Genomic DNA, 25367 nt, shown 5'->3' on the forward strand with positions numbered 1-25367 from the left:
GGTATGCGTTGGGTTGAACGGTCTGCGATTGAAGATAGAAGCATAAACTTGGCGATTGCGCATGTTGTCAGTGGCTTTGCGCTGTCAATCAGGCCAGCAATGCTTGCAGGGTGCCCAGGTCATCCGCCTCATCCACCGGCTTGTCCAATCGCCAGCGCAGCATTCGCGGAAAGCGCACGGCAATTCCGCTCTTGTGCCGCTTGGACAGGGCGATGCCCTCGAAGCCCAGTTCGAACACCAGGGTAGGGGTTACGCTGCGCACCGGCCCGAAGGTTTCCACCGTCGTCTTGCGAATGATCGCGTCAACCTTGCGCATCTCTTCGTCACTAAGCCCCGAGTAGGCCTTGGCGAAGGGCACCAAGCTGCGCTGGGCAGTGCCAGCAGGCGCATCCCAGACGGCAAAGGTGTAGTCGCTGTACAGGCTGGCGCGCCGGCCATGGCCGCGTTGGGCATAGATCAGTACCGCATCGACGCTGAATGGATCGATCTTCCACTTCCACCACACGCCCATGTCCTTGGTTCGCCCGACCCCGTAGAGCGCCTCGCGCTGCTTGAGCATCAAGCCTTCCACTCCTAGGCTGCGTGACTGCTCACGCTGGCGGGCGAGATCGGCCCAGTCATCCCCTTGCAACAAGGGCGAGAGCAGGACAGGTGCCAGTGGGTATTGCTCCACCAGCCGTTCCAGCTGCGCGCGACGCTCGTGCTGGGGCCGGTTGCGCCAGTCCTGGTCCTGCCATTCGAGCAGGTCGTACGCTTGCAGTACCACCGGCGCATCGGCCAACAGTTTCTTGCCCAGGGTCTTGCGGCCGAGGCGCTGCTGCAACAAAGCGAATGGTTGCACTGCCACTTCTGCGGCCGTTGCGCCAGGTTTCCAGACCAGGATCTCGCCGTCGAGCACGCAGCCATCGGGCAAGGTCGAGGCGAGGCTGTGCAGTTCGGGGAAGCGCTCGGTCACCAATTCCTCGCCCCGCGACCAGATCCACAACTGGCCATCACGCTTGACCACCTGGGCGCGGATGCCATCCCATTTCCACTCCACTTGCCAGTCGCTGGGCGGGCCGAGCAGCCCAGCGAACTGCTCGGTAGGTGCCTGCAACGCGTGGGCGAGAAAGAACGGGTAGGGCTGCCCGCCACGCTGGCTGTGCTCATCGGCAGACTCGGCAGCGATCAGCTTCAGGTAACTGTCGGCGCTCGGTTTATGGCTCAGGTCGGTATAGCCGACCATCCGCTGCGCTACGCGCTTGGCATCGAGCTCGGCGAGCTGAGCCAGGGCGCGGGTGACCAGCAGCTTGGAGACGCCAACCCGAAAGCTGCCGGTGATCAGCTTCAGGCACAGCATCAGGCTTTGCCGGTCGAGCTGTGCCCACAGCTGTGGCAGGCGTTCGCGCACCGCCTCCGGGGGCTGGCCACGCAGCGGCAGCAAATGCTGCTCGACCCATTCGGCCAGACCTTGCTCGCTGCCGTGGGGGTTGTCCGGCAGCAGCAGGGAAATGGTCTCGGCCAAGTCTCCCACTGCTTGGTAGCTTTCTTCGAACAGCCAGTCCGGCAGGCGCGACAGCTCGATGGCAAGTTCACGCAACAGCCGCGTCGGCACCAACTGCCGGGGGCGGCCGCCGGCGAGAAAATACACCGCCCACGCCGCATCCTTGGCCGGGGCCTGGCTGAAGTAGTCGCGCAGGGCCTGCAGCTTGGCATTGCTGGAAGTGGTCGCGTCCAGGCGCAGGTAGAGCTCGGCGAAGGCCTTCATGGCGAAGCCTGCTCGGTGCTGGCGTCGTCTTCGTCGCCGTATTCGGTGACGAACCCGCGGGCATCCAGCCCGCGTTCACTCAGGTAGCGCACTAGCACGTTGACCGAGCCATGGGTCACCATCACCCGCTCGGCCCCGGTTTGCTCGATGGCCCAGAGTAATCCAGGCCAGTCGGCGTGGTCAGACAAGACGAAACCACGATCCACCCCGCGCCGCCGACGGGTGCCGCGCAGGAGCATCCAGCCGCTGGCGAAGGCGTCGCTGTAGTCGCCAAACCGTTTCATCCAGCTGCTGCCGCCAGCAGACGGTGGCGCCAGTACGATGGCCTGACGCAGCAGCGGATCGCTACGGATAAAGTCACCGGCATAGTGGGTTTCGGGCAGGGCCACCCCGGCTTCGCGGTAGACCCGGTTCAGCGGCTCGACTGCGCCATGCACAAGAATCGGCCCTATGCTCGCATCCAGCCCATGCAGGATGCGTTGCGCTTTGCCGAAGGCGTAGCAGAACAGCACGCTGGCCTTGCCCTGATCGCGATTGGCCCGCCACCAGCTGTTGATCTGCTCGAATATCACCGCCTGTGGCGGCCAGCGGTAGATCGGCAGGCCGAAGGTCGATTCGGTAATGAAGGTGTGGCAACGCACCGCCTCGAAGGGCGCGCAGGTGGCGTCGGGCTCGACCTTGTAGTCGCCGGAGGCCACCCACACCTCGCCCTGGTATTCCAGGCGCACCTGGGCCGAGCCGAGCACGTGCCCAGCAGGATGCAAGCTCAAGGTAACGCCGTGGTGATCGAGGCGCTCGCCGTAGGCCAGGGTCTGCAGGTTGATGTCCGCGCCCAGGCGGCTGCGCAGAACCCCCGCGCCGGGTTCGGCAGTCAGGTAGCGCGCATTGCCGGTGCGCGCGTGGTCGCCATGGCCATGGGTGATCACCGCGCGCTCGACCGGGCGCCACGGGTCGATGTAGAAATCACCGGGCGGGCAGTACAGGCCTTCGGGGCGGGCGATCACAAGATCCATGGCAGGCGCGCTGGCTAGGGGTTACCAAGTAGGAGCGTGGGCTGACAGGGGAAGTTCGCTTGGGTTGGCAGATTTTGGGGCCGCTTTGCGCCCCTTCGCGCCGAACCGCCGCGAAGGGGCGCAAAGCGGCCCCAAAGCAGGCGACAAGGGCCTTAAGTGAACAGCATTACGCCCATTTCGTTGTCTGCTTACTTGCCCGGCACCAAGGTCAGGCGCTGGCTGCCATAGGCCCGAGCAAAGTTCTGCGGCTGGATGGGCAGGCTCATGAACCGCCCCTTGAACCAGGCATCCAGGCCATCAGCGTAATGCCGGCTGGCCGGATTACCGGACTGGCCACTGCTGGTCAGCAGCTGCAAGGGCTCTGCCTGGCCGAAGTCGACGATCATCCGCGCCGAGGCCGGCAGTTGCGTGTCGAAGTTGCGCCCCCAGCCATACGGGGTCATCGCCAAGGTGCTGAAATCACCACCGGCGGCGATTGGCGCCCGGCTGATGGCATCGCCCAGGCCATGGTAGTTGGCCGCTGGCCAGCGGTACTGGTGCAACTTGCCCCATTGCCAGGCGCGACGGTCAGCGCCCAGTTGCGCAGTGCCGGCATCCACTGCGCCGGCCAGGCTGCGAGCGAGGATGGTGGGTTTGTCTTCTTTGCCTGAAGTGCTGCGGTCATCCCAGAACGGGCTGTCTTCACGGCCCAGCAGATGGTCGGCCTGGGCCGAATAGGACAACTGGGCGTTGCTGACGAATGCCTGCCAGGCGGGGCTGGACTCAGGGCCAAGCTCGTCGAGGAAGGCTTGCCGGGCCACTTCCTGCAAGAACAGCGCGTACAGCGCGGCATCCGCCGACACCGGGCTCAGGCGGCCATCGAAGGCCTTGAGCCGGGCCAGGGCGTCGCGGGCCTTGTCGCGTTGTGCTCCGGGCAGGGCATCGATGGCCTGCTTGAGCGGTTGGGCCATGCCTGGAGCGTCGAACATCTGCTTGAGTTTGTCCGCAAGCAAGGTGACCTGGTCATTCTGCAGCGCCATCAGGCTGCGGCTGTCATGACGGCCGTTACCTGCCAACTGCGCCAGGCGCTCGGCGCGCTCCGGGTAGTACCAGGTGTTGGACAGCTGCATGCCATAGCCCTTGGGCAGGCTGCGCTGGTTGGCGTGGCCGATCCAGCCTGCTGGCGGGTCCTGATCGTAGGGGTGCAGCATCGGGTCGGCATAGCCGTCCCAGTCATACCGCCCGTCCCAGCCTGGCGAGGGCAGCAGGCCCTGGCCTTCACGGCGATTGGGGTAGCGGCCGCTGACCTGCCAGCCAATGTGCTGGGGCTCGGCGAAGACAAAGTTCAGGGCGGCTGCACCGACCTCGCGGGTGCTGTCGAAGGCGCGCTCAACGTTGGCCGCACGGGTCAGGTCAAACAGCGCATCGAGGCTGCGATCACCCTTGAGCTGCGGCAGGCTCAGGGCCAGGCCCAGGCCGTTAGTGCCCGGTTGGCCGAGCAGGGTGCCGTGGCGGGTGTCGTACATGACTTCGCGCAGCGGGCGCTGGCCGCGGGCGAAGAAGGTTTCGCTACGGGCGCGGGCTTGCAGCCACTTGCCGTCGGCCAGGTAGGTCAGTTGCGTGCCCTGGCGGCGGACCTGTTCCAGGTACAGGTCCTGGTTGTCGGCCATGACCGCACTGCTGCTCCAGGCCAGCTTGCCGTTGTAGCCGCCGAGCAGAATCGGCAAGCCCGGCAGCGACAGGCCGGCGACCTGGTACTTGCCGGTATGGATCTGGACCGGGCTCAGCGCCCAGGCGGCGCGGCTATCACTGGCCAACAGGCTCTTGCCACTGCGGCTGCGCTGCGGGCCCAGGGCAAGGTTGGCCGAGCCTGGGCTGCCAAGCAGGCCGAGGTCGGCCAGCTTCTGGCTGGCACTGGCCAAGGCTGCCAGGCCTGGCAGTTGGCTAGCCAGATTAAGGCCCTTAAGCTTGTCGACTTCAGCTTCGGCCAGCGGTTCGTCCGGTGCCCCCGGCAGCAGCCAGGCCAGCTTGTCGCTGCCGACTTTTTGCGCAAGGGTCAGGGCTGCCAGCTCTTCCTGGACATTCACCGATTGGCTAAAGGCATACAAGCTGAATACAAGGGCCGAATCCTCGGGCTTCCAGTATTCCGGGCGATAGCCACTGCGGGCGAGCTCGGCCGGTAGTTTGTCGCGGTAGCGGAACAGGTAGGCGTTGACCCCGCGCGCATAGACCTCGAAGAAGCGCTTGAGCCGCGGCGACGCATCGGCGTACAGCTGGGCTGCGTTCTGCTTGAGATTGGCGGCGCGCATCAAGCGGTCGATATCCAGCGCCTCGGGGCCTGCGAGTTCGGCCAAACGGCCCTGGGCCAGCAAGCGCATGCTGATCATCTGCTCGATGCGATCACCGGCATGCACGTAGCCCAGGCTGAACAGCGCATCGTGGAAGTTGCTGCTCTCGATCAGCGGCGCGCCCATGGCGTTGCGGCGTACCGAAACGTTCTGCGCCAGGCCCTTGAGTGGCTGCACGCCAGTGGTCGGTGGCACGCTGTCCTGATAGCCGCCCATCTGGCAGCCGGCGAGACCGAACAGGCTGAGCAGCGCCATGGCGGCGAAGCGGGGACGGATGGGAGGAAAGGCGGGCGCGGCCATGACAAGGCTCCTGCAAGGCGTGGCGGGGTTCGAAAGGCGCTAAGGTAGTGAGCGAGGGGGCGCCATGCAAGGTGCTGCAAAGCTTTATTTTCGTGGGGCTGCCCAGTGGTCGCCGGGCGGGAGATCGAGCTGCGCTCGTTCGCGGGTAAACCCGCGAAGAGGCTAGTACCGGGTGTGGATCAGGCGCCGTGGCACTTCTTGAATTTTTTTTCGCTACCGCACGGGCATGGGTCGTTGCGGCCAACGTCCTTCAGGGCGTTGCGCACCGGCTCCTGGTGGCCGTGGTTGCAGTGCGGGCCGTGCACATGGCCATGGTCGTGATCGTGGTGGTGATCATGATCGTGGTTGCAGTCAGGGCCATGGACATGGGGTTGTTGAGTCATTGCGGGTCACTCCGGGTTGAAATCGCCGGGCATTATCTCACCACTGCGCGACAAGTGCAGGCTTCGCCAGATGATCAGCCCGGTATTGAGCTCAGCCTGCAGTTGATAGCGCAGCGGCTGGCGGCTCTTGAGTAGCTTGGCCAGGGGCTTGAGGTGCTGCCAGAGGTTGGTTCGCGCGGTGATCTTGAAGGTCCGCCGGGCGTGCCCGCCGACACTGCGCCAGACGCTGGTTTCATCCTCCACCAGGGTCAGCTGATTGAGCCGCAGCGAATACCCCAGGTTGCGAATGAACAGGCGACTGTCGTTAGGGTTGTCGACCCGCAGGTGCAGCACGAACTCCTGCTGGTGCAAACGCGCCTTGACGGTCTCGACCTTGACCAGATGCACCTCAGGTTCGCGCCAGTCGTCGCCCCCCCAGCTGGCACAACCGGCTACCAGCAGCACCAGGCTGAGCAGCAGCAGGCGGGCCAGGGCGCTCATGCTCAGCTACCGACGTAACTGGAACAGCATTTCTTGAATTTCTGCCCGCTGGCGCAGGGGCAGGGGTCGTTGCGCGTGGCCTTCAGGCCTACGGTCGGGTCGATGAAGTACCAGCGCCCATCCCGTTGGACGAAGGCCGAGCGTTCGCGATGGGCATGCTCGCCTTGTGCATCGTGCCAGCGCGCGGTGAAGGTGACGAAGGCATGCTCGGGTTGGCCGCCGAGCACCTCGGCGCTCTCCACTTCCAGGCCCAGCCAGGTACTTTGCGCGCTCCACGCCGCGATGGCGTCGCGATCCAGGCCCGCTTGCTGGGCAGGCAGGGTGGTCGCCACCAGGTAGTCGATCAGGCCCAGTACATAGGCGCTGTAGCGCGAACGCATCAACGCCTGCGCGTCGGGGGCCGGGGTACCGGAATGATAATGCCCGCAGCAGGCGTCGAGCAGGTTGCCGCTGCCACAGGGGCAGACCGAGACACTCATCAAATCACCACCAATACTTGCCAAAATTTTCAGGGTTGGCCCAGAACCTGGCGTTGAGCCAGTCCGGGACTTGCTTGTAGTCATGTAGATCATAGGTGAACAGGCTCAATACCTGTTGGTCACGGCGGAATTTCTCGCTCGCCGACATTGCCAGGGAGAAAAAATCGGTGTCGTGCCAGCCGCAGGCGGCCAGGTCGGCCAATACCGCGACCCGGCTGGCATTGAGGTTGCGGATGCCGCCGAGCAGTTGCAGGCCGTTGCGCTTGGACAGGTGCTCCAGGCAATCGACCAGCACGGCCAGATCGTAACGTTGCGCCGCTACTGGAGCCGGCAATGCGCCAGGTTCGGCCACTTCTATCGTGACCTCGGGGTGGGCCTGGGCGAACGCGTCCAAGGCGGGAAAGCGCGTGCCCACCAGCAATAGTCGCTGCGGCGTGAAGCGTTCCAGCAAGGCTGCCAGTGCCTGCTGCGGGGTGCGTTGGGAAAAACCGTCGGTCATTGCCAATCCTCGTTGGGGGTGTTCAAGACTAGCCGTCCCCGGCGCGCGGGCAAAGCGCATCGTGGCTTATCGCTGGCAGAGAGGAAATGTGCGGTCTTTACTCCCAGGGATCGGCCATCTGCCGATTCCCCCTAGGAGACGCAACAAAATGAGCATAGTACGCACAGCGATACCCCTGGTACTGCTCACCAGTGTGTTGACTGGTTGTGCAGGTTTGCAAAAAACCGACTGGCCGAAGTGTGCTGCCGTCGGGGGTGTGGGCGGCGCAGCGCTTGGCGCCATCGAGAGTTCCAGCTGGGCGGGTTGGGGCGCGCTACTGGGCGGTGGCCTGGCGGCAGGTTACTGCTGGGCCCACGGCGATGGTGACGAAGATGGTGATGGCGTGCCGGACAGCCGCGACAAGTGCCCCGGTACCCCACGTGGGGTGCAGGTCGACGCCAATGGCTGCCCGCCTGAGCCGGTTGCCGTGGTCGAGGAGGTGGTGGTCGAGAAGGAAGAGGTCATTGTCATTCGCGATGTTCACTTCGAGTTCGACTCCGCGCGCCTGACCGCCGCCGACAAGGAGCGCTTGAACACCATCGCGACACGATTGAAGCAAGAGGCGGCCAGCGCTCGCTTGAGCGTTACCGGGCACACCGATAGCGTCGGCTCCGACAGCTACAACCAGAAACTGTCTGAGCGTCGGGCCCATTCGGTCACCGATTACCTGGTTGAAAGTGGAGTGCCGCGCAGCAGCTTCGTCTCGGTGGTTGGCGCTGGCGAAACCCAGCCAGTGGCCGACAACGCTACCGCTGATGGGCGGGCCATGAACCGGCGTACGGAAATCAAGATCCAGCGTTGATGGCACGTGCCCGCGCCTTGAGAAGTGGCGCGGGCGCGTCTTTACTCCTGTCAGACCGGTAGCGGCCGGTGACACAGGAGCATTCACCATGAGTGTTATGTCGAAGGCGGCTTTGCCGTTGCTGTTGGCGTCAAGTCTGCTCACAGGCTGCGCAACCCACAGTGACGGCAGTGCGCCCCTCAATCAAAGGACGTGGCCTCTGTGCAGCCTGCTTGGCGGGCTGGCCGGCGGTGGCCTGGGCGCTATCGAGAGTTCCAGTTGGGCGGCCGGGCTTGGCGCGGCCGGGGCGATCGCGGGCGGTCTGATCTGCTATGCCCAGGATGGCGACGAGGATGGCGACGGCGTCTTCGACCGCCGCGACCGCTGCCCGGATACGCCGGCTGGCACCCAGGTCGATCATATGGGCTGTCCGTTCGTGGGCTATCCACCTGCCAGCGGAACGCCGCAAGAGCCTGTAGCCACTTCCCAGGTGATCACCCTGGACGACCAAGGCCAGGTGCTGTTCGCGTTCAACTCGGCCACCCTCACGCCTGCCGCCCAGCAACGAGTGCATGATGTGCTGCCCAAGCTCAATGACCCCAGCGTGACGAGCATCAAGGTCATAGGCCATACCGACGCAGTAGGCTCCGACAGCTATAACCAGACCTTGTCCGAACGCCGTGCCAGCAGTGTCGCCGAATACCTGATCAGCCAGGGAGTGGCGGCCAGCAAGGTGACCAGCCAAGGCCGCGGCAAGAGCGAAGCGGTGGCCGACAACGACACCGAGGAAGGCCGCGCGCTCAACCGACGGGTGGAACTGCACCTGAACTGAACCCCTCTGGCGCGCTTTCTGCCATGCGGTTACTGTTGCCGAATCGGCCCGCTCGAACGGGCCGCTTCGTCATAACAACAACTCAGGGGGCGAGGTATGAAGTTCATCCTGGGCCTGGGCAAGGCCCTGACCGTGGTGTTCTGGTGGGTGGTGCTGGTGAACTGGCTGATGCCCCAGCCGCTGCCGTTCAATCTACTGATCAATGCTGCGGGTATCTTGCTGCTGAGCCTGCATGTGCTCGAAGTGCTGTTCTTCAACGCCAGCCTGCGCCAACGCAGCCACCGCTGGTTCGACCGTCTGCAGATCCTGCTGACGGGGATTTTCCATGTAATGTCCATTCCCAAGCCGCAGGAGGCGCCGCGCCGTGCGTAAATTGATGTTGCTGGTTGCATTGACCAGCCCGCTGGCTCACGCCGAAAGCCTGGAAGTCGCCGCCCATTCGGTGCTGCGTTTGGCCAATAAAGCCAGCAGCGTGCACCTTGAGCACCTACGCGTTGCGGATTCTGCGACGTTGTTGCTACCGGCGTCGCTGACCTCGCTGAAAGTCGATCAACTGGAGCTTGGCCGTGATGCGCGAATTGCCGTGGCGCCGGCTGAAACTGCCTTGAGTATCGAAGCGGGCAGTGCCCGTTTTGCCGAAGGCAGTGAGATCAGTGCGCCAGGCGCGCCGGGCAGCTATGAGCGGGCTGCTCGACCGGGGCGCAATCTGGATGTGCAACTGCATGCGCTGGAGGCGGATCGGCTGGCGATCGATGCTCGCGGTGGGGCTGGGGCGCCTGGGTATGTCGGCCTCGATGGCGCCAATGGCAAGGCCGGTGGTTGCACCTGGGGGCAGGCTAGCCGTGGGGCTAATGGCGACAATGGCGGCAATGGCCATGACGGCGCGGCCGGTGGGCGGATCCGTCTTGCCTTGCCTGAGGGCTATCCGCAGGAGCGTGTGCAGGTTCGCCTGGAGGGTGGTGCGCCGGGTAAGCCGGGTGCTGCCGGCAAGGCTGGGGCAGGAGGCTCTAGCAAAGGCTGTCTGGTGTATCGCACCGATGCTGGGGCCAATGGGCGTGCGGGTGAGCCGGGGCAACCTGGGTTGGCGGGTGCTGCGGGAGAGTTGATTTTGCAGCGGCTGTAATTTAATTGGCATGGGCCTCATCGCGGGGCAAGCCCGCGATGGGGTGAAAACCTAAAACTGATAAGCCCGCATAAACAAGCCCACCACTTCGCGCACATGCACCTCTGCCTCATCCACCGACAACGCCGGCGCACAGCCCAGCAGCAAGCGATAATCCGGCGCGCCCTTGATCAAGCAGAAGAAATGCTCGGCCGCTCGCAAGGGGTTATCGATCTGCAACAACCCGCGCTCAGCCACCGAGCGCAGCAGCGCCTCCATCTCGCCCAGTACCTGCTTGGGCCCCGCTTCGTAGAAGAACTGGCCAAAGCCTGGGTCCTGGCTGCCCAGGGCAATGATCAAACGGCTCAATTTCACCGACTCGTCACTGCTGATCAGCGCCTGGAAGCCGCGGGCGATGTTCAACAGCACCTGATCCAACGGCACGCCGTCGGGCAATTCGAAGATCAGCTCAGGCAATTGCGTCTGACAGGTCGCCATCACCGCCGAGCCAAACAAGGTCTGTTTGTCGGTGAAGTGGCTATAGACCGTGAGTTTTGAAACACCTGCCGCCGCAGCGACCGCATCCATGCTGGTGTTGGCATAGCCAAGGCTGAGGAACAGCGCCTTGGCCGCTTCGAGGATGGCCTCTCGTTTGGCCAGGTCCTTCGGCCGGCCAGGGCCGATGGGTGCGTCGTTGGACATTGGAATCCGCATCTAGGTGAACAGTCGCCCATCTTACCGGGTCAGGCGCGCTCCGGCTGCAATCTGCGACCAATCGTTAATGTTGATTATCTGTGCGACGCCAGCTTCCCGGCTTCGGTTCCCTGATTTAATATACTCGGCAGTATAAATATTCGAAGTGCTCTTCGCGAAAGGTCATTCATCATGTTGCGTCATGCCTTGTCCATCGCTTTGCCTGCCACCGCGGCCTTGCTGCTGGCCGCCTGTGGTCAGCAGACCGCAGCACCGGCCGCACCCCGCCCGGCCTTGGTGGTTCAGCCCCAACCCGCCGCTGCGGCTGCCGACAGCTACCCGGGTGAGGTGCGGGCGCGGTTCGAGCCGGAGCTGGCGTTCCGCATCGCCGGCAAGGTAAGCAAGCGCTTGGTCGAGGAGGGCCAGCGGGTCAAGGCCGAGCAGCCGTTGGCTGAACTCGACCCGCAAGACGTCCGCCTGCAACTGGAAGCTAACCGCGCCCAACTGGCCGCTGCCCAAGCCAATCTGGCCCTGGTGCAGGCCGAGCGTGACCGCTACCAGAAGCTGCTCGATCGACAAATGGTTAGCCGCTCGCTCTACGACAACGCCGAGAATCTCTATCGCGCCGGGCTTGCCCGTCTGAAGCAGGCCAAGGCCGAGTTCGATGTCGCCGGCAACCAGGCCGACTACGCCGTGCTGCGTGCGCCGCAGGCGGGGGTGATCGCCAAGCGCCAGGTCGAGGTCGGCCAGGTCGTGGCCGCCGGGCAAACGGTGTTTACCCTGGCCGCCGATGGCGAACGTGAAGTGGTCATCGGCCTGCCAGAGCAACAGTTCGCCCGCTTCGCGGTGGGGCAGAAGGTTAGCGTCGAATTGTGGTCGCACCCCAACCAGCGTTTCGAGGCCCATATCCGCGAGCTGTCGCCAGCAGCCGACCCACGCTCGCGCACCTTTGCCGCGCGAATTGCCTTCAATTCGACCAAGACGCCGGCCGAACTGGGCCAGAGCGCGCGGGTGTTCATTGCCCACGACGGCCAGGTGCCGCTGTCGGTGCCGCTGTCGGCGGTGACTGCCGAACAAGGCCAGGCCTATGTCTGGCGTGTCGGCCAGGACAAACGCTTGCACCGTGCCGCAGTGCGCCTGGGCGCTTATGGCGCGGACAACGTGCCCGTGCTCGAAGGCCTCGAAGCCAGCGACTGGGTGGTTGCCGCAGGCGGCCATGTATTGCGCGAAGGCCAGCAAGTGCGACCGGTGGATCGCACCAACCGTGAAGTAGACCTGGCGGCCAAGGAGTAAGTCCCGATGGGTTTCAATCTATCCGCCTGGGCGCTGCGCAATCGCCAGATCGTACTGTTCCTGATGATCCTGCTCGCGGCCATTGGCGCGATGTCCTACACCAAGCTGGGGCAGAGCGAGGATCCGCCGTTCACCTTCAAGGCCATGGTCATCCGCACCCTCTGGCCCGGGGCAACGGCCGAGGAGGTCTCGCGCCAGGTGACCGAGCGCATCGAAAAGAAGCTGATGGAGACGGGCGAGTACGAGAAGATCGTCTCGTTCTCCCGCCCGGGCGAGTCGCAGGTGACCTTCATGGCCCGCGATTCGCTGCATTCCAAGGATATTCCGGAGCTGTGGTACCAGATTCGTAAAAAGGTCGCAGACATTCGCCACACCCTGCCACCGGAAATCCAAGGGCCATTTTTCAATGACGAATTCGGCACCACCTTCGGCAATATCTATGCGCTGACCGGTGACGGCTTTGATTACGCCGTGCTCAAAGACTACGCCGACCGCATCCAGATCCAGCTGCAAAGGGTAAAGGATGTGGGCAAGGTCGAGCTGATCGGCCTGCAGGACGAGAAGATCTGGATCGAGCTGTCCAACCTCAAGCTGGCCACCCTCGGTGTGCCGCTGGCGGCGGTTCAGCAAGCGCTGCAGGAGCAGAATGCGGTGAGTACCGCAGGCTTCTTCGAAACCGCCAGCGAGCGTCTGCAATTGCGCGTCAGTGGACGTTTTGACAGCGTCGAGCAGATCCGCCAGTTCCCGATCAGGGTCGGTGACCGCACCTTCCGGATTGGCGATGTGGCCGAGGTGCACCGCGGTTTCAACGACCCGCCCGCGCCGCGCATGCGCTTCATGGGCGAAGATGCCATTGGTCTGGCGGTGTCGATGAAGGATGGCGGCGACATCCTGGTGCTGGGCAAGACCCTTGAAGGTGAGTTCGAGCGGCTGGCGCACAACCTGCCGGCGGGGATGGAGCTGCGCAAGGTGTCCGACCAGCCGGCAGCGGTGAAGGCCGGTGTTGGCGAGTTCGTCCAGGTACTGGTCGAGGCGTTGGTCATTGTCTTGTTGGTGAGCTTCTTCTCGCTCGGGCTGCGCACCGGCCTGGTCGTGGCCCTGGCGATTCCGCTGGTGCTGGCCATGACCTTCGCTGCCATGCATTACTTCGGTATCGGCCTGCACAAGATTTCGCTCGGGGCGTTGGTGCTGGCCTTGGGCCTCTTGGTGGACGACGCGATCATTGCCGTGGAAATGATGGCGATCAAGATGGAACAGGGGTTCGACCGCTTCAAGGCAGCGAGTTACGCCTGGACCAGTACCGCCTTCCCGATGCTCACCGGCACCCTGATCACGGCGGCGGGCTTCCTGCCGATCGCCACGGCGGCGTCGAGCACCGGCGAGTACACCCGGTCGATCTTCCAGGTGGTGACCATCGCCTTGCTCACCTCGTGGGTCGCGGCAGTGCTGTTCGTGCCCTATCTAGGGGAGCGACTGCTGCCAGATCTGGCCAAGCTGCACGCGGCGCGCCAGGGTAACGATGGGCATGCGCCAGACCCATACGCCACACCGTTCTATCAACGCGTACGGCGCGTGGTGGAGTGGTGCGTGCGGCGGCGCAAGACCGTCATCCTGCTGACCATCGCCGCCTTTGTCGGCAGCATCCTGTTGTTCCGCTTCGTGCCGCAGCAGTTCTTCCCGGCCTCGGGCAGGCCTGAGTTGATGATCGACCTGAAACTGGCCGAAGGCGCCTCGCTGAGCAACTCCGCCGAACAGGTCAAGCGACTCGAAGGGCTGCTCAAGGCCCAGGACGGCATCGATAACTATGTGGCCTATATCGGCACCGGCTCACCGCGTTTCTACCTGCCGCTGGACCAGCAGCTGCCGGCGGCGAGTTTCGCCCAGTTCGTGGTCCTGGCCAAATCGCTGGAAGATCGCGAAGCGCTACGTAGCTGGCTGATTGCCACGCTCGATGAGCAGTTCCCAGAGCTGCGCTCGCGGGTCACGCGCCTGGAAAACGGTCCACCCGTGGGCTACCCGGTGCAGTTCCGGGTGACCGGCGAGCACATCGAGAAGGTCCGCGCTCTGGCCCGTAAAGTCGCCGACAAGGTGCGGGAGAATCCGCACGTGGTGAATGTGCACCTGGATTGGGAAGAGCCGAGCAAGGCGGTGTTCCTGGAAATCGACCAGGACCGCGCGCGCGCCTTGGGCGTGAGCACTTCGCACCTGGCGAGCTTCCTGCAGAGTTCGTTGACCGGTAGCACGGTGAGCCAGTACCGCGAAGACAACGAGCTGATCGAGATCCTCCTGCGCGGCACTCAACAAGAGCGCAGTGACCTGGCCAATCTCGGCAGCCTGGCATTGCCCACCGAAAATGGCCAGAGTGTTGCCCTGTCGCAGGTGGCGACGCTGGAGTACGGCTTTGAAGAGGGCATCATCTGGCACCGCAATCGCCTGCCGACGGTCACCGTACGTGCCGATATCTATGACAAGGAGCAGCCGGCGACCTTGGTCAAGCAGATCTCGCCGACCTTGCAGGACGTACGCGCCAGCTTGCCAGACGGCTATCTGCTGGAGGTGGGCGGCACCGTTGAAGACTCCGAGCGTGGGCAGAAGTCGGTGAATGCCGGCATGCCGCTGTTCATCGTGGTAGTACTGAGCCTGCTGATGGTCCAGCTGCGCAGTTTCTCGCGTACGGTGATGGTGTTTTTGACCGCGCCGCTGGGGCTGATTGGCGTGACCCTGTTCCTGCTGGTGTTCCGCCAGCCGTTTGGCTTTGTCGCCATGCTCGGCACCATCGCCTTGGCGGGGATGATCATGCGTAACTCGGTGATTCTGATCGACCAGATCGAGCAGGATATCGCCTCAGGAATGCAACGTTGGCAGGCGATCATCGAGGCCACGGTGCGGCGCTTCCGGCCGATCGTGCTGACCGCGTTGGCGGCCGTGCTGGCGATGATTCCGCTGTCGCGCAGTGTCTTCTATGGGCCAATGGCGGTGGCGATCATGGGGGGCTTGATCGTCGCCACGGTGTTGACCCTGTTGTTCTTGCCGGCTTTGTATGCGGCGTGGTTCAGGGTCAGGAAAGACTGATGAGATTGGGGCTGCAAAGCAGCCCCAACAGTTACATCAAAGTGCGCCGAAGACTTTCTTGGCCAGGCTGGTCGCCGCCTGGGCCGGGTTCTGGCGAATGCTCTGCTCTTGCTTGGCGATCATCTCGAACAGGCCATCCAGTGCCTTCTCGGTCACGTAGCTCTCGACGTTGGCGCTCTTGGCATCGCCCAGACCCAGGGCCGAAGCCTGGCCGGCGAAGCTGTTGTACTGCTGAACCACGCCAACCTTGTCGGTGGCCGCCTTGACGATTGGCAGGAACTTGGCGCGAATCTGCTCGCGGCTGCTCTTGTTCAAGTACTGGGTTGCCGAGTCATCTGCACCGCTGAGAATGCCCTTGGCATCGGTCACGGTCATCTTCTTCACGGCGTCGACCAGAATCGCCTGCGCCTGTGGCACCGCAGCTTCGGCAGCCTTGTTCATGCTGTCTTCCAGGGCTGTGACCTGGTCGCCCTTGCCGAACATCTTCATCGCCTTGGCGGCCTTGCCCAGGTTGCCCGGCAGCTCGATACGCACGTCCGGATTGTTGCTGAAACCGCCAGGGGTGCTCAGTTGCTTGACGGCAACTTGTGCGCCTTGGGTCAGGGCGTCCTTCAGGCCGCCAGCCGCATCGTTCTGGGTCAGGTCGCCAAGCGACACCGCCAGGGCGCTGGCAGACAGCAGCAGGCCGGCGCACAGGGTGGTGAGGCGCAGGGAGGAGCGAATCATGGGGACTTCCTTATGCAAATGAATAAACGGGGATCAGCGAACCGGATCGACCTTGATCCGCACCGGCTGCACATCGCTGCCGTCGAGCTGGACACCGTGGTGTTCGGTATTGATGAACAGCAGCTTGCCGTCCAGTTCGATGCGCGCGCTGACCGCATAGCGATGGCCAGGCTTGATTTGGGCTGGGTCGTAGGTCAAGTGGAACGGCAGCGGTACGTTACCCTTGACTGGGCCGGCCTGGCTGGCCAGGGTCACGGCGGGGGCGTCCATCAGCGATACGTCTTGCAGGCTCACGTTCAAGGTAGCGGCCGGTGGCAAGGCAATGCGCTGGAGGTAGAAGACTTCGCCATCCAGGCTGGCCTGGTTCGACGGGGTGGTGCTGGAACAGGCTGCGAGCAGGGATGCGCAACACAGCATAACGAGCTTTTTCATGGAATCTCCGTAGTCCTGGGGCTGGCTTGTGGCCAACCCCAGGGACTTTAGCGGATTTTCTTCGCCGATAGTGAGCCCTGCTAGTGTTCAGGACTCACTTCGGGAGTGCCTTATCCCCTCGGCCGTCCCAGCGTCACCTGCTGGGCTTCAGTGAGTTCAGCCAGGTCGATATTTCTCAGGTTTCGGCCGGCTACAAATTTACCTGAAGGCGCGCGCAGGATAAAAAGAAGGTCATAGCTGCGCCCGCTGGTCAATACGTTGTTATCGTATCGAAGAGAGAAGGGCGCCTTAAGTGTGCGAACCTGATAACTGGTTTCGCTGATCCTATTGAAGAAAGGCTGCAGGTCATCATTCAACCCTACTTCATTTAAGCTAATGATGAGCTGGTGACCTTCCAGGTCGTCGATCTGAGGAATTGAAATATCGCCATGAATTTCAGTGAACACTGTTGAGGCGGGTGGTTGGGTCGCTGAGGTGCTCGAACCTGAGACGGTAATGTTCTGCTCCACGCGTGCTGTAGCATGATTGAGCATCAGTGGGATTTTTACCCGTTCCTTATTGCTGTCAGGCCCGAAGCCCGCCTGAATTATCGCCTCCAGCTCGAGCGCCTCGCCCGCTTCAAAAGCGCCGGTGTCCACGGTCAATTGGAAGGGGATGCGGGTGCCACTATATTGCTGAATGCAGTAAGACCTCGCGTCGCGTAGTTCAGTGACTGTGGGTGGGGTCAAAGCAATAATGACTTGATGTGGTGTTGCATCATAGTGGGGTATATCTACTAAACTTAATGAACCAAACAACTCGATAAAGTTTACTTTGCTCATAACATGGCTCCTGCCACGAAGAATAGTGAGTGCGCGGTTATCGCGCACTGACGAGTCTGTGTGTTGGCAGGAGTATGAGTAAGTTGGAAAGCTGTCCCTATAGATCATTGCGATGCAGCGCTACCTGGCGGATCGACAGACGCAGCTCTGCCGACAGCACACGCTTGGCCACCCCTTCGGCCAGCTCGCCGAGCTTGTCGTGATGACCAAGCTTGCCGTTGTTGTCCGGGCGCAGCACGCCTTGTTGCACCAGCGTCTGGATGAAGTGGCGGAACAGGGTCTTGTCGAAGAACTCCGGAGCATTGAGGCCATGCAGGATCGACAGGCGCTGGGCCATCATCACGCACAGGTCTTCCAGCTCCTCGGCGCTCAAGGTCTGCTGGCCGCTGTTGAGCAGCAGCGAGGTGGCCATGTAGTAGCGTTGCAGGGCCTGGGTGATGGTGCGGGCCAGCAAGGTCAACAGCACGAACTGCCGTGAGCTCGGTGCCGGGCGCAGGTAGACCTGGTTTTCGAAGCGCAGCAGGCCTTGCTCGACAAAAGCTGCCAGCCACTGATCGATGACCTCGTCCAGTTGTTCGGGCGCCCAGCGCAGGAACAGCTCCGCCTGCAGGTACGGGTACAGCGCCTTGACGTACTGGCCGATCAGCTCGCGGCTCATCCGCGAACTGCTCTGGAAGAAGCTTGCCAGTAACGCTGGAAGGGCGAAGATATGCATGACGTTGTTGCGGTAGTAGGTCATCAATACCGCGTTGGCTTCGTCCAGGTACAGGATGCGGCCCATCGCATCGTTCTGCTCGGCCAGCAGGTCCATGCCCCGCACGTGCTTGATCAAGGCCAGGCCATCGCCCTCGGGCAAGGTGGTGTGCGACGAGTAGGGCACTTGGCGTAGCAGCGCCAGGTACAGGTCGAGAATGCGCACCAGCGCGCGTTCGTCGAGGGCGTGGCGACTGGTCGAAAGCAGCGCCAGGGCCACCAGGTTGACCGGGTTGATCGCCGCCGCCTCGTTGAGGTGGCGGGCCACGGTTTCGCCCAGGCGGGTGGTGGTTTCATTCAGCCAGGCCGGGCGGAACTGCGGACCGAGCGCCTGCTCGCGCCAGCCAGGTTGCTGCTGGTCGAGAAAGCCGGCCAGACGGATCGGTTCACCGAAGTTGACGTAGACCTGGCCGAAGCGCTGCTTCAGCGCGCCGATGACCTTGAAGATGTCGAAGATCGACTCCTTCTTCTTGCTTGCGCCGCGCAACTCGCCCAGGTAGGTGCGGCCTTCCAGCACGCGCTCGTAGCCGATGTACACCGGCACGAAGACAATCGGCGTACGCGAGGAACGCAGGAAGCTACGCAGGGTGATCGCCAACATGCCGGTGCGCGGTTGCAGCATGCGCCCGGTACGCGAACGCCCGCCTTCGACGAAGTATTCCACCGGAAAACCCTTGGTGAACAGGGTGTGCAGGTACTCGTTGAAAACGGCCGTGTACAACGGGTTGCCCTTGAAGGTGCGGCGCATGAAGAACGCCCCGCCGCGCCGCAGCAGCCCGCCGATCACCGGCATATTGAGGTTGATGCCGGCAGCGATGTGCGGCGGGGTCAGGCCATTGCGAAACAGCAGGTACGACAGCAGCAGGTAGTCGATATGGCTGCGGTGACACGGCACGTAGATCACTTCGTGGCCGGGGGCGATGCCCTGCACCTGCTCGATGTGGTTGACCTTGATGCCGTCGTAGATCTTGTTCCAGAACCAGCTGAGCACGACCTCCAGGAAGCGGATCGCAGTGTAGGTGTAGTCCGAGGCGATCTCGTTGCCGTAGCGCAAGGCCTGGGCCTCGGCCTTGGCCAGTGGGATTTTCTCCCGTTCGGCTTCATCGGCGATGGCTTGGCGCACCAACGGGTCGTGGATCAGGCCCTTGACCAGGTTGCGCCGGTGGGAAATGTCCGGGCCGATCACTGCCGTCTTGAGGTTGCGGAAATGCACCCGCATCAGCCGTTGAGCCATGCGCACCGTGCGTTCGTGGCCCTTGTTGTGCTCGACCAGCTCGCGCAGGTGGATAGGCGCGGAGAACTGCACGCGGGTCTTGCGTCCAAGAATCAAGATGGTCAGCAAGCGTCGCAGGCGGCCGGTGACGGCCCAGCTATCGGCGAACAGCAGCTTCCATGGGCTCGATTCGCTGGCGGGGGTCTGCCCCCAGAACACGCTCACCGGAATGATCTGCGCGTCTTCCTCCGCGTGCTGGCTGATCGCCGCGACCAGCCGCTCGAGCGTTGGCGGTGCACCGCGTTTATCCTGGCGGCCGAGCCAGTCCGGGTCTGGCGTCAGGTAGAAGAATGCGGCCGGTTCCTGCAAGGGGCCCACGACAACGGGCAATACCGGGCGCGGCAGCCCCGCTTTGGTGCACTCTCGATCGATTACCGCCAGGTCGGTCAGTGACGGCGAGGGCAGGGCGTAGAACACCGGGCGGCTGCGATCGAGCTTGAGGGTCAGGGACGATTGGTTGATGGTCTCGGAGCGCACCCATAGGTACAGCACGCGGCGCAGGGCGCCGAAGATCAGGCGACGCAAGGGAGAACGGGTCATGGAATGTGTGTGCCCTGATGAGAGGATCGGGTCTATTTACAATCAGTTAGTCTGCCGTATCGGCGTAAGTTCAGCAAAAATCTGCAATTCACGGGGCGGTCATGAATTTTCTTTGTTCTCTGTCATATACTCGGTCCGCACCTTGCAGGATATTTCGGCAAGCTGTGTCGGCACAGGGTGGAGAACCTGTGTCAGCAAGGCGATCTTCACAATAAAAAACTGGAGTAGTTCAGATGTCGTCTCGTGAGACTGGGAATGTAAAGTGGTTCAACGATGCCAAGGGTTATGGCTTCATTCAGCGCGAAGGTGGGGCGGATGTATTCGTCCACTATCGGGCAATCCGCGGTGAGGGTCATCGTAGCCTGGTCGAAGGGCAGCAGGTCGAGTACAACTTGACCCAGGGCCAGAAAGGCCTGCAGGCCGAGGATGTAGTCGGTCTTTAAGCCTCAAGCTTCAAGCTGCAAGTTGACCGTGGAACTTGCAGCCTGATGCCAAGCGCAACGAGCTTCAGCTCGTACGCCAGGTGATTTCCTCTTCACCGTCGGCACTGATGCGGATCCAGCGATCGGCATCTTCTTCCCCTTGTTCTTCCGCCCAGCTACCGGGTGCGCAACGTATTTCCACGTTTAGCGCGGCAAAGGCTGCACGTGCGCAGGCGATGTCGTCGTCCCATGGGGTCTGGTCGCTTTCCAGGTACAAGCTGTTCCATTTCCCTACAGCCTTGGGTAACCAGGTGACCGGAATGTTACCTGCCAGGCATTTCCAGGTCTGGCCTTTTTGCTTCCATTCGCTGCAAGGGCCCAGCGCTTGGGCGAGCCAGGCAGAAATCTGCTTGTGGTCGACGTCGCTGTCCTTGAGGTAGATCTCGATATCGGGTTGGCGCATAAAAAGGCTCCGGGTGTGCTCAGTCTTGGCGCACGAAATAGTCATAACGCATGGAAACCGTGACCTCGAACGGCTCGGGCTGGTCGATCACCCGTGCGCGTTTCTCGGCGCTGGCGCGCCAGCCGTGTGGGGTCATGGCCAGCAGGTCGGCACGGGCCTTGGGCGCGGCCAGGCTCAAGCGGAACTCGAGGATCTCGCTATGAGCATGGGCCATGCCCTGCGGGACCAATGCCAGGTGTTTGTCGTCGGCGTAGGGGCGTACTTCATCGTAGAGCACCTCGCGCAATTGCATCAGGTGGCCGCTGGTCGGTCCGATCCGCATCAGGCCACCGCCTGGGCTGAGCAGGCGCAGGGCCTCTTGCCAGTCCAGCGGGCTGAACACGCTGGCGATGAACTGGCAACTGGCATCGGCCAATGGCACCCGGGCCATGCTGGCGACCATCCAGGTCACCTCTGGCGCGCGGCGACAGGCGCGCTTGACCGCCTCGCGGGAGATGTCCAGGGCATAGCCTTGCGCCGCCGGCAGGGCCTGGGCAATTTGCCCGGTGTAGTAGCCTTCGCCACAGCCGATATCCAGCCAGACGCCGGGCTGGCGCTCGGCAGCCAGTTCGGCCAGGCGCCGCGCCACCGGCGCGTAATGGCCGCCGTCGAGGAAGTCGCGGCGGGCCTCGACCATGGCCTGGTTGTCACCTGGGTCGCGGCTGTTCTTGTGCTGCACCGGCAGCAAGTTCAGGTAGCCCTGGCGCGCGCGGTCGAAGCGATGGCCGGCAGGGCACACTACGCCGTTGTCCAGGGGGGCCAGGGCTGCCTGGCAGAGCGGGCAGGCGAGCATCAGGCGAGCAACCGCACCAGGGTCTGGTAGTAGATCTCGGTCAGCAGGTCGAGATCACTGGCCAGGATGCGTTCATCGACCTGGTGAATGGTGGCGTTGACCGGGCCGAGCTCGACCACCTGGGTACCCATGGTGGCGATGAAGCGGCCGTCGGAGGTGCCGCCGCTGGTCGACGGTTGGGTATCACGGTCAGTCACCGCCTTGATGCTGGCCGACACCGCATCGAGCAGGTCACCTGGCTCGGTGAGGAACGGCAGGCCCGACAGTGCCCAGTCGATCGACCAGTCCAGCTGGTGCTTGTCGAGGATGGCGGCGACGCGCGCCTGCAGGCCCTCGACGGTCGACTCGGTGGAGAAGCGGAAGTTGAACAGCGCCGTCAGGTCGCCCGGAACCACGTTGGTCGCGCCCGTGCCCGAGTTGAGGTTGGAGATCTGGAAGCTGGTCGGCGGGAAGAATGCGTTGCCTTCGTCCCAGTGCTCGGCAGCCAGTTCCGCCAGTGCTGGCGCGGCCAGGTGGATCGGGTTGCGCGCCAGGTGCGGGTAGGCCACATGGCCCTGCTTGCCACGTACAGTCAGCTTGGCGCCGAGCGAGCCGCGGCGGCCGTTCTTCACCACATCGCCGAGCAGGTTGGTGCTCGACGGCTCACCGACGATGCACCAGTCCAGGCGCTCTTTACGCGCGATCAAGCGCTCGACCACGGCTTTGGTGCCATGGTGGGCCGGGCCTTCTTCGTCGCTGGTGATCAGGAAGGCGACCTTGCCGCGGTGATTGGGGTAGTCGTGGACGAAGCGCTCGCTGGCCACCACCATCGAGGCCAGGCTGCCTTTCATATCGGCCGCGCCACGCCCGCAGAGCATACCGTCGGCATCGATCAGCGCTTCGAACGGCTCGTGCTGCCATTGCTGTACCGGACCAGTGGGGACCACGTCGGTATGGCCGGCGAAGCACAGTACCGGGCCTTCCTGGGTGCCGTGGGTGGCCCAGAAGTTATCGACGTCCTCGATACGCATCGGTTCGAGCTGGAAGCCGACGGCGCCCAGGCGGTTCATCATCTGGGTCTGGCAGTCGGCGTCGACCGGGGTCACCGAGGGGCGGCGGATCAGGTCGCAGGCCAGTTGAAGGGTAGGCGAGAGCTCGGCTGGGGCCGTCATGGGGAACTCCGGGGGCAAGGCAAGGCGGGAAATCAGGGGCGTTATCTTATATCAAATGATCTCGCCGGGCACGCCCAGGGCAGGCGGCAAGAGGCCAATGACCTTGTGGGAAGGGCCTGTGAGCGGGCTTGCCCCGCGATAGCGATGTTCAATCCACACTCGCTATCACGGAATAAGCCCGTTCCCACGTGCCCCTTAGCCTTGGGCAGCAGTCGAGGGCTCAACAGACTTTGCGACAGGCTTGGGCAGCGACGACAGAAAGGCCATGATCAACGCCGCCAGGTACGGCAACGACTGCACCAGCAACATCGCCACCCAGAAACGCATGTCCGAGCTCGGCAGGCCCTGGACCAGATAGATCCCGGCCGCAGCGCCCCACAGCAAGAGCATGATGAACAGCTCTTCGCGCGCTTCGGAAATCGCCACCAGCAAGCCATGGCTGTCGGCATTTTTCGGGGTACGGAAGAACGGCATGCTGCTGGTGAAGAAACCATACAACACCGCCTTGGCGATGGTGTGCGACAGCGCCAGCCCCGCCAACGCTGCGGCGAAGGCATCTTTTAGGTCGACGCCGACCGCGCGGCGGTAGAGGAACAGGATCTTGCCGACCTTGAAGAAGAACAACGCCAGCGGCGGAATGGCGAAGATCATCAGCGGCGGATCGACCCGATGCGGCACGATGATCATCGCTGCCGACCACAGCAGTGCGCCGACGGTGAAGAAGATGTTCATGCTATCGGCGACCCACGGCAGCCAGCCGGCCAGGAAGTGATAGCGCTGGCCACGGGTCAGTTCGCTGCCTTTGCCGCGCAGCAGGGCGCGGGCGTGGTGCTTGATGATCTGGATCGCGCCGTAGGCCCAGCGGAAACGCTGCTTCTTGAAGTCGATGAAAGTATCGGGCATCAGGCCCTTGCCATAGCTGTTGTGCGCATAGGCGGCGGACAGGCCTTTCTCGAATACCCGCAGGCCCAGTTCGGCATCCTCGCAGATGCACCACTCGGCCCAACCCAGCTCTTGCAGGACGCTGCGCCGGGTCATGGTCATGGTGCCGTGCTGGATGATCGCGTCACGGTCGTTGCGGGTCACCATGCCGATGTGGAAGAAGCCTTTGTATTCGCTGTAGCACAGCTTCTTGAAGGCACTTTCATGCTGATCGCGGTAATCCTGTGGCGATTGCACCACGGCGATCTTCGGGTCGGCGAAGTGCGGCACCATGTGCTTGAGCCAGTTGCGGTCGACGCAGTAGTCCGAGTCGATCACTGCGATCACTTCGGCGTCCTTGGCAGTGTGTGGCAGCAGATAGTTCAGCGCACCGCCCTTGAAACCGGCCAGCGGCGCGACGTGGAAGAACTTGAAGCGCTCGCCGAGCAGTTCACAGTGGGCCTTGAGCGGCTCCCAGACGGCCGGGTCCTTGGTGTTGTTGTCGATCACCAGCACTTCGTAGTCCGGATAATCCAGCGCGGCTAGGGCATCGAGGGTCTGTTTGACCATTTCTGGCGGCTCGTTGTAGCAGGGCACATGCACCGAGACCTTCGGCCGGTAGGCAGAATCGCCCTGCACGGGGAGAAACTCCCGGCGCCGCTTGGCGGTCCACACCGTCTCGGCCAGTTCATGGGCTTCGGTCATCAGTACGATGAACACGCCGATCGCACCCAGCGCGAGCAAGAAGCCCACGGTCAGGCTGAACCAGGTGCTGTACTGCTGGCTGTAGTCGTAGGCAATCCATACCAGCACCGAACCACACAGGAAGGTGATGAAGGTCAGGAAGGTCCGCCCGCGCTGGCGCAGGGCCGAGCCGTCGATCAACAGAATGGTCAGGGCGAGCATTGCCAGCACCACCGAGGCGACCGCCAGTGCCCGCCATTGCGGGATCGCCACCACCGGCCCTTCGAAGTTGAATTTCTGCTGGCGTTCGGCGTTGAACACGCCCCAGTAGGCGCCCACCGAGCCTTCGTCACTGGCCTTCCACGGCTGGTCATAGGCTTCGATGACAAAGTAGTTGTAGCCGCGGCGGTTGAGGGTGTTGACCAGGGTGCGCAGGTAGATCGCCTGGTCGGCCTGGGTCGCATCGGCGCCACCGCGCATGCGGCCGTTGCTTGGCCAGCCAACCTCCGAGAGTAGCAGCGGCTTGCGGGGGAACTGCAGCTTGAGCTCGCGGGCACGGTCGAGAACGAACTCCACCGAGTCCTGCATGGGCACGAACTCCCAGTACGGCAGGATGTGCGCGGCGATCAGGTCGACGTGCTTGGCCAGCTCTGGGTGTTCTTTCCAGATATGCCATTGTTCGCTGGTAGTCACCGGTACTTTCACCGCCGCGCGGACCCTATCCAGGTACTGGATCAATGCCTCAGGCGTGATCTCTTCGCGGAACAGCGCCTCGTTGCCCACTACCACCCGGACCACGCTGCGCGAGGTGTTGGCCAGCTCGATGGCCTTGCTGATCTCACGCTCGTTGCGCTCTTGATCGGGGCTGATCCAGATGCCCAGGGTGACGCGCAGGCCCAGTTCCTCGGCCAGGCGTGGGATCTCTGCCTGGGTGCCCTCGACGGTATAGATGCGAATGCTGTCGGTCAGCTTGCTCATCTGCTCCAGGTCCTGGCGCATCTCATCGTCACTTGGGTACTGGCCTTTCTGCGGACTTTCGCCCAAGCGGAACGGCGAGTAGGAGAAGCCGGAGATCTGTTCCGGCCAGGCAGGGGCCGACACTGGGCGATTGATCAGCGCCCAGAACCCGGTGAACAGCGCGGCGATGGCCAGCACCACCACCAGGTTGAGGCCGAATTTGCGTGATGACATAAGCGTTTCAAGGTTCCGATGAAGGGAGCGGGCGGGCGCCACAGGGGCGTGAGTCCTACGCTTACCTGGGAAGGTAGTTGATTGGATTTTCCGCAGAGGATGAAGTTCTGATCCCGCT

General features: G+C 63.1%; 23 protein-coding genes. 7 read left to right on the forward strand and 16 right to left on the reverse strand.

Annotated features, from left to right (window positions below; translation table 11 throughout):
• Window positions 1-88 precede the first annotated feature (88 nt).
• The 7 genes from OIU19_RS19180 to OIU19_RS19210 form a co-directional block, all read right to left on the reverse strand.
• On the reverse strand, window positions 89-1747 hold the full coding sequence (locus OIU19_RS19180; protein ID WP_264236345.1) for an ATP-dependent DNA ligase: 1659 nt from the start codon (window positions 1745-1747) through the stop codon (window positions 89-91).
• Window positions 1744-2760, reverse strand: a complete 1017-nt coding sequence (locus OIU19_RS19185; protein WP_264236346.1) for a ligase-associated DNA damage response exonuclease — start codon at window positions 2758-2760, stop codon at window positions 1744-1746. The genes OIU19_RS19180 and OIU19_RS19185 overlap by 4 nt, the downstream gene beginning before the upstream one ends.
• 188 nt (window positions 2761-2948) lie before the next feature.
• Complete coding sequence (locus tag OIU19_RS19190) at window positions 2949-5387, reverse strand: penicillin acylase family protein (protein ID WP_264236348.1); 2439 nt, start codon at window positions 5385-5387, stop codon at window positions 2949-2951.
• 179 nt (window positions 5388-5566) lie between these two features.
• The gene (locus OIU19_RS19195) at window positions 5567-5770 is read right to left on the reverse strand and encodes an SEC-C metal-binding domain-containing protein (protein ID WP_033694179.1); all 204 of its coding nucleotides are present in this window, start codon (window positions 5768-5770) and stop codon (window positions 5567-5569) included.
• A 6-nt stretch (window positions 5771-5776) separates the two neighbouring features.
• The gene (locus tag OIU19_RS19200) at window positions 5777-6250 is read right to left on the reverse strand and encodes an LEA type 2 family protein (RefSeq protein ID WP_186556229.1); all 474 of its coding nucleotides are present in this window, start codon (window positions 6248-6250) and stop codon (window positions 5777-5779) included.
• Between the two features lie 2 nt (window positions 6251-6252).
• Window positions 6253-6729 (reverse strand): YchJ family protein, encoded by a 477-nt coding sequence (locus OIU19_RS19205; protein ID WP_264236349.1) that lies wholly within the window; start codon window positions 6727-6729, stop codon window positions 6253-6255.
• Window positions 6730-6733: 4 nt separating this feature from the next.
• Complete coding sequence (locus tag OIU19_RS19210; RefSeq protein WP_264236350.1) at window positions 6734-7228, reverse strand: DUF6231 family protein; 495 nt, start codon at window positions 7226-7228, stop codon at window positions 6734-6736.
• A 148-nt stretch (window positions 7229-7376) separates the two neighbouring features.
• Here OIU19_RS19210 and OIU19_RS19215 point away from each other — a divergent pair, with 148 nt between their 5' ends.
• The 4 genes from OIU19_RS19215 to OIU19_RS19230 all read left to right on the forward strand — a co-directional run bounded on the left by OIU19_RS19215 (window position 7377) and on the right by OIU19_RS19230 (window position 10003).
• On the forward strand, window positions 7377-8069 hold the full coding sequence (locus tag OIU19_RS19215) for an OmpA family protein (protein WP_264236352.1): 693 nt from the start codon (window positions 7377-7379) through the stop codon (window positions 8067-8069).
• Between the two features lie 88 nt (window positions 8070-8157).
• Window positions 8158-8880, forward strand: coding sequence for an OmpA family protein (locus OIU19_RS19220; RefSeq protein ID WP_264236353.1), 723 nt, complete (start codon window positions 8158-8160; stop codon window positions 8878-8880).
• Between the two features lie 96 nt (window positions 8881-8976).
• Entirely contained in the window at window positions 8977-9252 is a 276-nt protein-coding gene (locus OIU19_RS19225) for a DUF1145 domain-containing protein (RefSeq protein WP_264236354.1), read from the forward strand.
• Complete coding sequence (locus OIU19_RS19230; RefSeq protein ID WP_264236355.1) at window positions 9245-10003, forward strand: collagen-like protein; 759 nt, start codon at window positions 9245-9247, stop codon at window positions 10001-10003. Before OIU19_RS19225 ends, OIU19_RS19230 begins: the two co-directional genes overlap by 8 nt.
• A 51-nt stretch (window positions 10004-10054) precedes the next feature.
• Here OIU19_RS19230 and OIU19_RS19235 read toward each other — a convergent pair whose 3' ends face one another.
• On the reverse strand, window positions 10055-10696 hold the full coding sequence (locus OIU19_RS19235) for a TetR/AcrR family transcriptional regulator (RefSeq protein WP_319004536.1): 642 nt from the start codon (window positions 10694-10696) through the stop codon (window positions 10055-10057).
• Between the two features lie 171 nt (window positions 10697-10867).
• Here OIU19_RS19235 and OIU19_RS19240 point away from each other — a divergent pair, with 171 nt between their 5' ends.
• Window positions 10868-11968: an efflux RND transporter periplasmic adaptor subunit gene (locus tag OIU19_RS19240; protein ID WP_264236357.1), complete on the forward strand. Its 1101-nt coding sequence runs from the start codon at window positions 10868-10870 to the stop codon at window positions 11966-11968.
• 6 nt (window positions 11969-11974) lie between these two features.
• Window positions 11975-15040, forward strand: coding sequence for an efflux RND transporter permease subunit (locus OIU19_RS19245; protein WP_264236358.1), 3066 nt, complete (start codon window positions 11975-11977; stop codon window positions 15038-15040).
• 36 nt (window positions 15041-15076) lie between these two features.
• On the opposite strand, the gene OIU19_RS19250 is transcribed toward OIU19_RS19245, so the two are convergent.
• The 4 genes from OIU19_RS19250 to plsB form a co-directional block, all read right to left on the reverse strand.
• On the reverse strand, window positions 15077-15766 hold the full coding sequence (locus OIU19_RS19250) for a DUF4197 domain-containing protein (protein ID WP_186556239.1): 690 nt from the start codon (window positions 15764-15766) through the stop codon (window positions 15077-15079).
• Between the two features lie 33 nt (window positions 15767-15799).
• Window positions 15800-16198 (reverse strand): YbaY family lipoprotein, encoded by a 399-nt coding sequence (locus tag OIU19_RS19255; protein WP_264236359.1) that lies wholly within the window; start codon window positions 16196-16198, stop codon window positions 15800-15802.
• A gap of 110 nt (window positions 16199-16308) precedes the next feature.
• Complete coding sequence (locus OIU19_RS19260; protein WP_264236360.1) at window positions 16309-17019, reverse strand: hypothetical protein; 711 nt, start codon at window positions 17017-17019, stop codon at window positions 16309-16311.
• Window positions 17020-17116: 97 nt separating this feature from the next.
• The gene (gene plsB, locus OIU19_RS19265; protein ID WP_264236361.1) at window positions 17117-19585 is read right to left on the reverse strand and encodes a glycerol-3-phosphate 1-O-acyltransferase PlsB; all 2469 of its coding nucleotides are present in this window, start codon (window positions 19583-19585) and stop codon (window positions 17117-17119) included.
• A gap of 233 nt (window positions 19586-19818) precedes the next feature.
• Here plsB and OIU19_RS19270 point away from each other — a divergent pair, with 233 nt between their 5' ends.
• On the forward strand, window positions 19819-20028 hold the full coding sequence (locus OIU19_RS19270; RefSeq protein ID WP_186556243.1) for a cold-shock protein: 210 nt from the start codon (window positions 19819-19821) through the stop codon (window positions 20026-20028).
• Window positions 20029-20092: 64 nt separating this feature from the next.
• On the opposite strand, the gene OIU19_RS19275 is transcribed toward OIU19_RS19270, so the two are convergent.
• The 4 genes from OIU19_RS19275 to OIU19_RS19290 all read right to left on the reverse strand — a co-directional run bounded on the left by OIU19_RS19275 (window position 20093) and on the right by OIU19_RS19290 (window position 25249).
• Entirely contained in the window at window positions 20093-20470 is a 378-nt protein-coding gene (locus tag OIU19_RS19275; RefSeq protein ID WP_264236362.1) for a hypothetical protein, read from the reverse strand.
• A 19-nt stretch (window positions 20471-20489) separates the two neighbouring features.
• The gene (locus OIU19_RS19280) at window positions 20490-21302 is read right to left on the reverse strand and encodes a putative RNA methyltransferase (RefSeq protein ID WP_264236363.1); all 813 of its coding nucleotides are present in this window, start codon (window positions 21300-21302) and stop codon (window positions 20490-20492) included.
• Window positions 21302-22453 carry a succinyl-diaminopimelate desuccinylase gene (gene dapE, locus OIU19_RS19285; RefSeq protein WP_264236364.1) on the reverse strand — a complete coding sequence of 384 codons (1152 nt, stop codon included), beginning with the start codon at window positions 22451-22453 and terminating at the stop codon, window positions 21302-21304. The genes OIU19_RS19280 and dapE overlap by 1 nt, the downstream gene beginning before the upstream one ends.
• A 195-nt stretch (window positions 22454-22648) precedes the next feature.
• Complete coding sequence (locus tag OIU19_RS19290; RefSeq protein WP_264236365.1) at window positions 22649-25249, reverse strand: glycosyltransferase; 2601 nt, start codon at window positions 25247-25249, stop codon at window positions 22649-22651.
• Between the last annotated feature and the right edge of the window lie 118 nt (window positions 25250-25367).

It is taken from the genome of Pseudomonas sp. BT-42-2, assembly GCF_025847435.2.
GTDB lineage: Bacteria > Pseudomonadota > Gammaproteobacteria > Pseudomonadales > Pseudomonadaceae > Aquipseudomonas > Aquipseudomonas urmiensis.

Excerpts from the sequence above, each read along its gene's own strand:
- OIU19_RS19180 (WP_264236345.1), bottom strand. The coding sequence starts at position 1,747 with ATGAAGGCCTTCGCCGAGCTCTACCTGCGCCTGGACGCGACCACTTCC.
- OIU19_RS19185 (WP_264236346.1), bottom strand. The coding sequence starts at position 2,760 with ATGGATCTTGTGATCGCCCGCCCCGAAGGCCTGTACTGCCCGCCCGGT.
- OIU19_RS19190 (WP_264236348.1), bottom strand. The coding sequence starts at position 5,387 with ATGGCCGCGCCCGCCTTTCCTCCCATCCGTCCCCGCTTCGCCGCCATG.
- OIU19_RS19195 (WP_033694179.1), bottom strand. The coding sequence starts at position 5,770 with ATGACTCAACAACCCCATGTCCATGGCCCTGACTGCAACCACGATCAT.
- OIU19_RS19200 (WP_186556229.1), bottom strand. The coding sequence starts at position 6,250 with ATGAGCGCCCTGGCCCGCCTGCTGCTGCTCAGCCTGGTGCTGCTGGTA.
- OIU19_RS19205 (WP_264236349.1), bottom strand. The coding sequence starts at position 6,729 with ATGAGTGTCTCGGTCTGCCCCTGTGGCAGCGGCAACCTGCTCGACGCC.
- OIU19_RS19210 (WP_264236350.1), bottom strand. The coding sequence starts at position 7,228 with ATGACCGACGGTTTTTCCCAACGCACCCCGCAGCAGGCACTGGCAGCC.
- OIU19_RS19215 (WP_264236352.1), top strand. The coding sequence starts at position 7,377 with ATGAGCATAGTACGCACAGCGATACCCCTGGTACTGCTCACCAGTGTG.
- OIU19_RS19220 (WP_264236353.1), top strand. The coding sequence starts at position 8,158 with ATGAGTGTTATGTCGAAGGCGGCTTTGCCGTTGCTGTTGGCGTCAAGT.
- OIU19_RS19225 (WP_264236354.1), top strand. The coding sequence starts at position 8,977 with ATGAAGTTCATCCTGGGCCTGGGCAAGGCCCTGACCGTGGTGTTCTGG.
- OIU19_RS19235 (WP_319004536.1), bottom strand. The coding sequence starts at position 10,696 with ATGCGGATTCCAATGTCCAACGACGCACCCATCGGCCCTGGCCGGCCG.
- OIU19_RS19240 (WP_264236357.1), top strand. The coding sequence starts at position 10,868 with ATGTTGCGTCATGCCTTGTCCATCGCTTTGCCTGCCACCGCGGCCTTG.
- OIU19_RS19245 (WP_264236358.1), top strand. The coding sequence starts at position 11,975 with ATGGGTTTCAATCTATCCGCCTGGGCGCTGCGCAATCGCCAGATCGTA.
- OIU19_RS19250 (WP_186556239.1), bottom strand. The coding sequence starts at position 15,766 with ATGATTCGCTCCTCCCTGCGCCTCACCACCCTGTGCGCCGGCCTGCTG.
- OIU19_RS19255 (WP_264236359.1), bottom strand. The coding sequence starts at position 16,198 with ATGAAAAAGCTCGTTATGCTGTGTTGCGCATCCCTGCTCGCAGCCTGT.
- OIU19_RS19260 (WP_264236360.1), bottom strand. The coding sequence starts at position 17,019 with ATGAGCAAAGTAAACTTTATCGAGTTGTTTGGTTCATTAAGTTTAGTA.
- plsB (WP_264236361.1), bottom strand. The coding sequence starts at position 19,585 with ATGACCCGTTCTCCCTTGCGTCGCCTGATCTTCGGCGCCCTGCGCCGC.
- OIU19_RS19270 (WP_186556243.1), top strand. The coding sequence starts at position 19,819 with ATGTCGTCTCGTGAGACTGGGAATGTAAAGTGGTTCAACGATGCCAAG.
- OIU19_RS19275 (WP_264236362.1), bottom strand. The coding sequence starts at position 20,470 with ATGCGCCAACCCGATATCGAGATCTACCTCAAGGACAGCGACGTCGAC.
- OIU19_RS19280 (WP_264236363.1), bottom strand. The coding sequence starts at position 21,302 with ATGCTCGCCTGCCCGCTCTGCCAGGCAGCCCTGGCCCCCCTGGACAAC.
- dapE (WP_264236364.1), bottom strand. The coding sequence starts at position 22,453 with ATGACGGCCCCAGCCGAGCTCTCGCCTACCCTTCAACTGGCCTGCGAC.
- OIU19_RS19290 (WP_264236365.1), bottom strand. The coding sequence starts at position 25,249 with ATGTCATCACGCAAATTCGGCCTCAACCTGGTGGTGGTGCTGGCCATC.